Origin of the sequence: Caballeronia mineralivorans PML1(12) (genome assembly GCF_001028175.1) — a bacterium.
GTDB lineage: Bacteria > Pseudomonadota > Gammaproteobacteria > Burkholderiales > Burkholderiaceae > Caballeronia > Caballeronia mineralivorans.
This window is the reverse complement of sequence record NZ_AEJF01000356.1, coordinates 1-1,166: the sequence shown is the minus strand read 5'-3', so window position 1 is coordinate 1,166 and position 1,166 is coordinate 1. Positions and strand designations below refer to the sequence as shown.

The 1,166-nt window shown below is 56.9% G+C and carries 1 protein-coding gene; it reads right to left on the bottom strand.

The window, feature by feature from the left end; translation table 11 throughout:
- The gene (locus EOS_RS43000; protein WP_047898348.1) at window positions 1-1,092 is read right to left on the bottom strand and encodes an IS630 family transposase; all 1,092 of its coding nucleotides are present in this window, start codon (window positions 1,090-1,092) and stop codon (window positions 1-3) included.
- Window positions 1,093-1,166: the final 74 nt, after the last annotated feature.

The following is a 1,166-nucleotide window of genomic DNA, read 5'->3' as shown; positions in this document are numbered from 1 at the left end:
CTAGTGTCCTGTCCCGGTAATACGTGAGCAAAGTCGATGGAGTTTTTCGAGAATTGAGTCCGCGGTGGCTGTCCATCGAAATGGCTGGCACTTCTCGTTGTATGAATCGACGAAATGATCGATGCGTTGAACGAGTTGCTTGACGCTGGTGAATGAGCCACGGCGGATGGCCTTGTCGGTGATCAGCGCGAAGAAACGTTCCACTTGATTCAGCCAGGAACTGTAGGTCGGGATGAAGTGCATGTGCCAACGTGGGCGCGTCGCCAGCCATGCCTTGATCTTCGGATGGCTATGCGTGGCGTAGTTGTCAGCGATGCAATGGATGTCCAGATCAGCCGGCACCGATTTGTCAATCTCACGCAAGAACGACAGAAATTCCTGATGGCGATGCCGCTCCTTGCAGGTAGCGAGCACGGCTCCGTTGAGCACGTTCAGCGCAGCAAACAGCGTGGTGGTGCCATGGCGCTTATAGTCGTGAGTGACGCCTTCGACGTAGCCGAAACCCATAGGCAGCATCGGCTGCGTACGCTCGAGTGCCTGGCACTGACTCTTCTCGTCGACGCAGATGACCAAGGCGTTGTCGGGCGGGCTCAGATAGAGGCCAACGATGTCGCGTAGTTTCTCGATGAAGAACGGATCGTTCGACAACTTGAAGCTTTCGGTGCGGTGCGGCTGCAGCCCGAAGAGTTGGAAGTAGCGCTGCACGCTGCTCTTGGAAATGCGGGTCTCGGCGGCCACGGAGCGCACACTCCAATGCGTGGCTCCATCGGCTGGCTTTGTGTGCAACGTCATCCTGATCAATTGCGCCACGCTTTCGTCATCGATCGTGCGTGGCTTGCCAGGGCGAACGTCGTCGTAGAGGCCAGCAATGCGGCGTTCAATGAAGCGCCTGCGCCACTTGCCCACCGTGGCATTGGTGAGTTTCAGCCGTTGCGCGATCGAGTTGTTGGCTTCGCCGTCAGCGCTGCTCAAAACAATGCGAGCCCTGTCACTGAGGGCCGAAGGCAACGAGCGACTCTTCGCAAACGACTGCAACTGCGATCGCTCGTCTTCGGTCAACACCAGTTCGGTCTTCGGCCTGCCCATCGTCATGTCGATATCTCCACCAGAAAAATACCGCATGAGCACGCAAAACTAATGCCAGTTATTTGCGGGACAGGACACTA